Origin of the sequence: Microcoleus sp. B9-D4 (assembly GCF_036705105.1) — a bacterium.
Taxonomy (GTDB): Bacteria; Cyanobacteriota; Cyanobacteriia; order Cyanobacteriales; family Microcoleaceae; genus Microcoleus.
The window spans coordinates 180041-187095 of sequence record NZ_JAUBTS010000008.1 but is presented as its reverse complement, the minus strand read 5'-3'; the positions used below and the strand labels follow the sequence as shown (position 1 = coordinate 187095).

The window sequence follows — 7055 nt, the reverse complement described above, 5'->3', positions numbered from 1 at the left end:
TTTTTCTGTTCATTTTGGGTTCAGATTGCACTCACTTTTTTCGCTTCTGTGATTTATTGCGTAAGCGTTGCTTGCCGTAGGCGTCGCATCCCTCTTTAAAAACTGTCCGGAGTATTGGTATATTTAAGAGCCTAATAAATTTTGGATTCGCGTTTGTAAGTCTTTGAGTTCAGGAGAGCGATCGAGAATTCCCCATAATTTTCTAGCGTTTCCAGCATTAACCCTTCTCTCCCCCCTCCAACAGCTTTAGGATTGCCATAACTGCTGAGGAAAGCAGCAAAAAAAAATTCTTTAACACTCGGAGCGGCATTAAAAGATAAATTCACTTATAGCAATCCTAAATGATTCAAATAAATTTGTAGGGGTAGTGCTAAGAGTGCCTACCCCCTATCTATCGGGCAACCGGGCGTGGGATTGCCCCTACAATAATTATGCAAATGATGCGAGGATTGCTATATCTCCCTGAAAATATGAAATAATTGTCTTCTACTATACTTACCAAACCTTCCTTTTACATGAACATCCGCATCGGCAACGGCTACGACATTCACTGCTTAGTTCCAGAACGCCCTCTCATCCTAGGCGGTGTCAATATTCCTCACGAATTAGGATTACTCGGCCACAGCGACGCCGACGTACTTACTCACGCTATCATGGATGCCATGCTCGGAGCTCTCAGCTTAGGAGATATCGGTCTTTATTTCCCGCCAACTGACCCCAAATGGAAGGGTGCTGATAGTCTCGTATTGCTGGCACAAGTCAATCAGTTAATATTAGATAAAGGCTGGGAAATCGGCAATATTGATTCGGTGGTGGTGGCCGAACGTCCAAAGCTGAAACCGCATATTCAGCAAATGCGCGATCGGCTTTCTGCTGTCCTACAATTAAAACCAGACCAAATTGGCATCAAAGCCACCACCAACGAAAAATTAGGTCCCGTGGGGAGAGAAGAAGGAATCGCGGCTTACGCTGTAGTTTTGTTAGTGCTAAAATAAAACTTTAATCTACGTTTTAGGAAGGCCAAAACCATGCAAACTGAAACATTGGATTTAGAGTTACCCATAGACGCCGATATTATCGCATTGGATAAGGACGATCGGGTAGTCGTGCTAATCGAAGTCAAAATTATTGAAGCTCAAGAAACAGCAGCCAAGCAGAGGATTGCTGACTACATGATATCTTGGATGAAAGCTGTGTTAGCGAAGATATCCGAGCAACGCACCATAATTCCCTATGCTATGTTTGTTGACACCGAACAAATTCTGATTTTCAAATGGGACGGAGTAAATTTATCTGAACCTGTTTGTTCTCTAAATACTGGTGAGATACTTCGTTATTATGAGCCTGAATTTGGTAAAAAATGGATATCTGAGCGTTACTTAGAGAGTCTAATCGAATCTTGGCTGCGAGACTTAGGATATAACTGGAAATCTGAGATGCCGCCAGCATCAGAAAAACTAGCAATAATTGGCTTGTTAGAAAGGCTGGCTGGTGGAACAACAAAATCAGGAGTACAACTTGGTAATTTTGTATATAGAGACAAACTTCTTGATGAGTATTGCCACAGGGCGTGACCCTCAAGCAAGTACGTTGCTGAGGCAAATGCCAGCATCTGTACAGTTGACAATACCCAGTATTTGCTACATGGAATCTTTCTCTGCTTTAGAGGACGAAGTGAAGCGACACAACTATTTCAAGCAGCAACTTGACAATCAAATCAGCGAAGCTAATCGAGATTTGACTTCGCAGCACGCTCAGTCTCTATTTTTTAACTTAGGTCAGTCTAAAATCGACCATGAAAGACGACTAGACGATATAGATTTGCGTCTGCGCCAATCTATTGAGCAGTTGTCTCAAAATGCTGAGATGATTGATTTAACAGCTAATATTATTCAAGAAAGCTTGAATGCAACTCTCATCGCTAAAGACCCAACAGATAATTTAATTCTACACTGTATCTTGAGTCATGCCCGCTTGCACCCCACAGAAACCAAAGCATTTTTAAGCGGCAACATCAAAGAATTTCGCCAACTTCCCGAAGTTCAAGATGCTTTGCAACAGGCTGGAGTGGAAAAGTATTTTTCGCGCACTGAAGACTTTCTCGGTTGGCTACAATCTCAGTCAACCAATTTTAGATTTTAGATTTTAGATTTTAGATTCATCCCACGGATGAATCCGGGGGCTTGTTAGGAATGATGCGGAGCTTTTTAAAGTCTCTACGGATGAATCCAGGGGCTTGTGAGCATATTACTTTCGGTCATTGGTTATTTGTTATTGGTGATTGGTTCCTCGTAGTTGCACGCAGGTGGTAAACTAAAAAATTATGAAAATTTCTATGATGCTACATTCAAGACTGCGCTGGCTGGCAATTTTACTGGCGACAATTGCCACTATAACTCTGTCGGCGTGTACTCCAGCCCGATCGAACTTAGTAAACAGACTCATCGTTCCCACCCCCAGTGGCCCAGCTACCTTTAACTACCCGCTAAATCAATCTGCATACAGCGTTTTTGGCTATATGTACGAGGGATTGATCAACGAAAACGGCTTGACATCCGAGTTAGAACCCGGTTTAGCTGAGTCGTGGGAAGTTTCTAAAGATGGCAAAAAGATTGTCTTTACCCTGCGAGAGGGATTGAAATGGTCGGACGGCCAGCCTCTGACTACTGATGACATTATCTTCAGCTATGAAAAGATTTATTTCAATGACAAAATCCCTAGCAGTTTGAAAGATACTCTGAGAGTTGGCATGAGTCGCGAATACCCAAAAGTTAAAAAAATTGACAGCCGCCGCGTTGAATTTTCCGTTGCCGAACCCTTTGCTCCATTTATTAGATATGCTGGGGGAATCCCGATTTTACCAGCTCATATTTTACAGGAAGCTGTCGAAAATACAGATGCAGACGGCAATCCTAAATTCCTGACTACTTGGGGCACGGATACTGCTCCTAAAAAAGTTGTCGGAAATGGTCAATATCGAATGCTGAGTTATACTCCTAATCAGCGCGTGGTTTTGGAACGAAATCCGTATTTTTGGCGGAAAGATGCTGAGGGAAATCCTCAACCTTACATCCAGCAAATTGTTTGGCAAATTATCGAAAATACTGATAATCAACTGCTGAATTTTCGATCGGGCGATTTGGATACTCTGAATGTGGAGCCGGAAGTGTTTCCCCTGCTGAAACGGGAGGAAAAACGCGGCAAATATACGGTCTTTAACGGCGGCCCGGATACTGGCAGCGTGTTTATGTGTTTCAATCTGAATAAGGGGCGCAATGCTCAAAATCAGCCGTTTGTAGACCCGGTTAAGTCTCGCTGGTTTGCTAGTAAGGAATTTCGGCAGGCGATCGCCTACGGCATCAACCGCGAGGCGATGACTAACAATATTTATCGCGGACTGGGCGCGCCGCTACATTCCCCAATTCCGGCGCAAAGCCCGTTCTACCTGTCCCCAGAACAGGGATTGAAAACTTACAGTTACGATCGACAAAAAGCCAAAGAGTTACTGTTAAGTGCAGGTTTCAAGTATAATAGTAACGAAGAATTGTTGGATGCTGAAGGCAACAAGGTGCGATTTACTTTGTTGATGGCGGCAGGTAAAAAAGTTCGGGAACAAATGGCAACGCAAATTAAGCAAGACTTGGGCAAACTGGGGATGCAAATTGATACGCAGTTCCTGAGTTTTAACACTTATGTGGAAAAGCTGCGTCTGACGCGGAATTGGGATACTTACCTCGGCGGTTTTACGGGAGGTACTGAACCGCACAGCGGCTACAATATTTGGTCTGTTAACGGCACACTGCACAGTTTCAACCAGGGCCCGCAAGCCGGAGAACCGCCGATTCAGGGTTGGAAAGTTGACGACTGGGAGCAGAAAATTGATGACCTTTACGTGAAAGCTTCCCAGGAGCTTGATGAGGCGAAGCGCAAGGAAATTTATGGCGAGACGCAGCGGATTATAGCGGAACAAGTGCCGTTTATCTATATGGTGAATCCGCTGACTTTTGAGGCGGTGCGCGATCGCGTTTCGGGAATTCGCTACAGTGCCCTCGGTGGTGCTTTCTGGAATTTGTACGATCTGAAAATTGCCCAATAGTCAGCAGTCAGCAGTCATTAGCAGTCATTAATTAATGGAACCTAAAATTTTACAGAAGTTACTCGAATCTGTCGCGACCGGCGATGTTAGCCCGATCGCAGCTTTGGATAAATTAAAGCATTTTGACTTTGAACAAGTCGGCGATTTTGCCAAAATTGACCACCACCGCACTTTAAGAACGGGTTTTCCTGAAGTAATTTGGGGCCCAGGGAAAACGCCCGACCAAATTGTTGAAATTATCGAGGCGATGCGCGGGCGAAATTCTGCGGTGATGGCGACACGAATCGAACCGGAAGTTTTCGAGCAATTGCAACACAAAATACCCGATTTGTGCTACTACCAAAAGGCTCGAATTTGTGCAATTTCTCCTAATTCCCCAAGTCCGCAGCATCCGGGTACTGTGACTATTATCAGTGCGGGAACGGCGGATTTACCTGTAGCCGAAGAGGCGGCAATTACTGCGGAACTTTGCGGTTTTCAGGTGCGACGTTTGTGGGATGTCGGAGTTGCCGGCATTCACCGCTTGCTGAGCAACCGGCACGTGATTACTGATGCTGATGTGTTGATTGCGGTTGCGGGTATGGAAGGTGCTTTGGCGAGTGTGGTTGCAGGTTTGGCAGATTGTCCGGTGATTGCTGTGCCGACGAGTGTAGGTTACGGCGCGAGTTTTGGCGGGATTGCTCCTCTTTTAACTATGCTCAATTCTTGTGCGGCTGGTGTGGGTGTGGTGAATATTGATAATGGGTTTGGGGCGGCGATTTTGGCTTGTCAAATTCTCAGAAGTGCTGGCAGAGTGGGGAAAATGAAAGAGGAGGAGAATCGGAGAGAGGGGGAATAGTTTTGAGTTTTGAACTGAAATCCTGAATCAGGGAGGGTTCTCTTGGCATTGCCCCTACTCCAAACAGGTTTCTTTGTTCTTCATTTACCTGAAATCTGCTGTAATTTTTCGAGTGCAGTGCGAGCGCCCCCCTCGCGAAGACCGCTCGCGCTATAGTTAGAAACCCCTTCCATCAGACTCTTGAAACCGCATCTACACAAACTCTCGTCCCAGCAGAGGGCGACTAAAAAATACAGGAGGTATTATTAAAGCCGGGTTTGATATTACTTGCTAGCCAGCCAAACCGGATAAGCAGATGAATCCTCAGCTTTTAACTTTTGCGCCTGATAACTCTTGCTAGTCCAACTAGCTACTGTTTGCAGGTTTTCTGTCAAAGAACTTTCGCTGCCAAATGCTTCAAATCCCAAAGTCCACCACGCGCTGCCGTTAATGTTCAACTGAGTAAGTTCCACGGTGCAACCTTGGGGAATTGGGGCTTCCACAGGCACTGACATCAGGGAACCAGGGGTCGAAACTTGATAAAGACGCTGCGCTCGCTTTTTCTTGACTCCCACCCACTTTCCTGTCGCCAAAATATCCGCCGGTATTGGCGCCATCGTGTCCGCACAAACCCACTTCAGCCACTTTTCGGCTTTGCCTTCCCAGCGGTTGCCGAACTGCATTGTCCCCAACTCTCCCTGACGCCACTTTACCTCCAAGGTTTTCCCACGCAGCTTCACTCCTAAGTAGTCGCAGCTTGGTACTAGCAAATATATGTCTTCCCGCTCTTCGGGAGGCGAAAGATACGTGCCGAGACTCTCGCTTCCAAACCATTGATTGATTGATTTTGGCAGTGCACCGCTATAAAACCACCGCATTTCCAGACTGGCCCGCATAAATTTTTCCTCCGTTCCACAATTTTCGTCAAACCCAGACTGGATTTGCCATACACCATCGACTTTTGTGCCTCTCCACTCTATCCTCCCCCCTCTGGGGCCCAGAGTCTACCCACAGTCCTACCATTTTAGATTTTAGATTTTAGATTAGGGAAAGACTGACTATATAAGGGTTGAGAGCCTAGCGTTGCATTTTTTTTACTGGTGTCCGATCGAGATCTTTAAAAAAAATTTCTCACAATCCTTTACATATCTTCACAAGTCTGTTACATTTAGTTACAGTACACTAAAAACCATTTAGGAAAAAAAACATGACTAACCGAGGCTTAATGCTGGACGACCAAGGCAAAATGAACAATTTTGCGATCGAGCCGACAGTATACATCGATGACGAACCCCGCACCGGCTTTACCCCCTACGCAGAACGCTTAAACGGCCGCCTTGCCATGATTGGCTTTGTTTCTCTCTTGGCTTTAGAAGTTTCGACCAAGCACGGGCTGATTAGCTGGCTGACTCACCTGTAATGATTTTGTTAACAATTAAACTATATGGCTATGGATCGCTGGCGGTACACAAACAGCGATCCATAGCTTAACTATTTTTAGCGGCAAGGTTTGGTGAGACAATTAAAATTAAATATTTTTGTTTTACCCTACTCGTAAAAAGAATGCTCAAACGAATTGCGGCAATACTTCTGGTGGTTCTCAGCCTCACCTTGACCGGTTGTGTGTCTAAAGTCACCGGACTCAAAAGCTACGTTGATACTGGCGATGGCTATCAATTTCTCTATCCTAACGGCTGGCTGCCGATCGCGGTTTCTAACGGGCCCGATGTGGTGTTCCGCGATTTGATTCAGCAAACCGAGAATGTCAGCGTGGTAATCAGTCCAGTCGCGAAGGACAAAACTCTGGCGGATTTGGGATCGCCGACGGATGTGGGATACAAGCTCAGCAAAAGTGCGATCGCCCCGGCTGATTCGGGCCGCGAAGCTGAATTAGTCAATGCAGAAGCTCGTGAATCGCGATCGAAAAACTATTACATTTTAGAATACGCCGTTAAGTTGCCAAACCAAGAACGCCACAACTTAGCGAGTGTAGCAGTCAGCCGCGGCAAACTTTTTACCCTTAACGTTTCCACTACCGAAGAACGCTGGCCAAAGGTAAAAGAAGCTTTTGAGAAAGTTGTTAAATCTTTCTCTGTTTATTAGTAGGTTAAAAAGTAGTTGGGAATGGGGAATGGGGGACTG

The 7055-nt window shown here is 45.4% G+C and carries 9 protein-coding genes; 7 read left to right on the top strand and 2 right to left on the bottom strand.

Annotated features, from left to right (window positions below; translation table 11 throughout):
- Positions 1-131: 131 nt before the first annotated feature.
- Positions 132-326 (bottom strand): hypothetical protein, encoded by a 195-nt coding sequence (locus QUB24_RS07775; protein WP_333152133.1) that lies wholly within the window; start codon positions 324-326, stop codon positions 132-134.
- Between the two features lie 189 nt (positions 327-515).
- Here QUB24_RS07775 and ispF point away from each other — a divergent pair, with 189 nt between their 5' ends.
- The 5 genes from ispF (at position 516) to larB (ending at position 4934) form a co-directional block, all read left to right on the top strand.
- Positions 516-995, top strand: a complete 480-nt coding sequence (gene ispF / locus QUB24_RS07770; RefSeq protein ID WP_333152155.1) for a 2-C-methyl-D-erythritol 2,4-cyclodiphosphate synthase — start codon at positions 516-518, stop codon at positions 993-995.
- A 33-nt stretch (positions 996-1028) separates the two neighbouring features.
- Positions 1029-1574, top strand: a complete 546-nt coding sequence (locus QUB24_RS07765) for a hypothetical protein (protein ID WP_333152131.1) — start codon at positions 1029-1031, stop codon at positions 1572-1574.
- Positions 1552-2142 (top strand): PIN domain-containing protein, encoded by a 591-nt coding sequence (locus QUB24_RS07760; RefSeq protein WP_333152129.1) that lies wholly within the window; start codon positions 1552-1554, stop codon positions 2140-2142. Before QUB24_RS07765 ends, QUB24_RS07760 begins: the two co-directional genes overlap by 23 nt.
- 193 nt (positions 2143-2335) lie before the next feature.
- Complete coding sequence (locus QUB24_RS07755; RefSeq protein WP_333152153.1) at positions 2336-4096, top strand: ABC transporter substrate-binding protein; 1761 nt, start codon at positions 2336-2338, stop codon at positions 4094-4096.
- Positions 4097-4130: 34 nt separating this feature from the next.
- Positions 4131-4934, top strand: a complete 804-nt coding sequence (gene larB / locus QUB24_RS07750) for a nickel pincer cofactor biosynthesis protein LarB (RefSeq protein WP_333152127.1) — start codon at positions 4131-4133, stop codon at positions 4932-4934.
- 263 nt (positions 4935-5197) lie between these two features.
- Here the strand turns inward: larB and QUB24_RS07745 are convergent, their stop codons facing one another.
- Positions 5198-5809 carry a hypothetical protein gene (locus tag QUB24_RS07745; protein ID WP_333152125.1) on the bottom strand — a complete coding sequence of 204 codons (612 nt, stop codon included), beginning with the start codon at positions 5807-5809 and terminating at the stop codon, positions 5198-5200.
- Positions 5810-6120: 311 nt separating this feature from the next.
- Here QUB24_RS07745 and QUB24_RS07740 point away from each other — a divergent pair, with 311 nt between their 5' ends.
- Both QUB24_RS07740 and psbP read left to right on the top strand, forming a co-directional pair.
- The gene (locus QUB24_RS07740) at positions 6121-6333 is read left to right on the top strand and encodes a chlorophyll a/b-binding protein (protein ID WP_193973911.1); all 213 of its coding nucleotides are present in this window, start codon (positions 6121-6123) and stop codon (positions 6331-6333) included.
- 143 nt (positions 6334-6476) lie between these two features.
- Complete coding sequence (gene psbP, locus QUB24_RS07735) at positions 6477-7016, top strand: photosystem II reaction center PsbP (RefSeq protein WP_333057481.1); 540 nt, start codon at positions 6477-6479, stop codon at positions 7014-7016.
- The last annotated feature ends 39 nt before the right edge of the window (positions 7017-7055 follow it).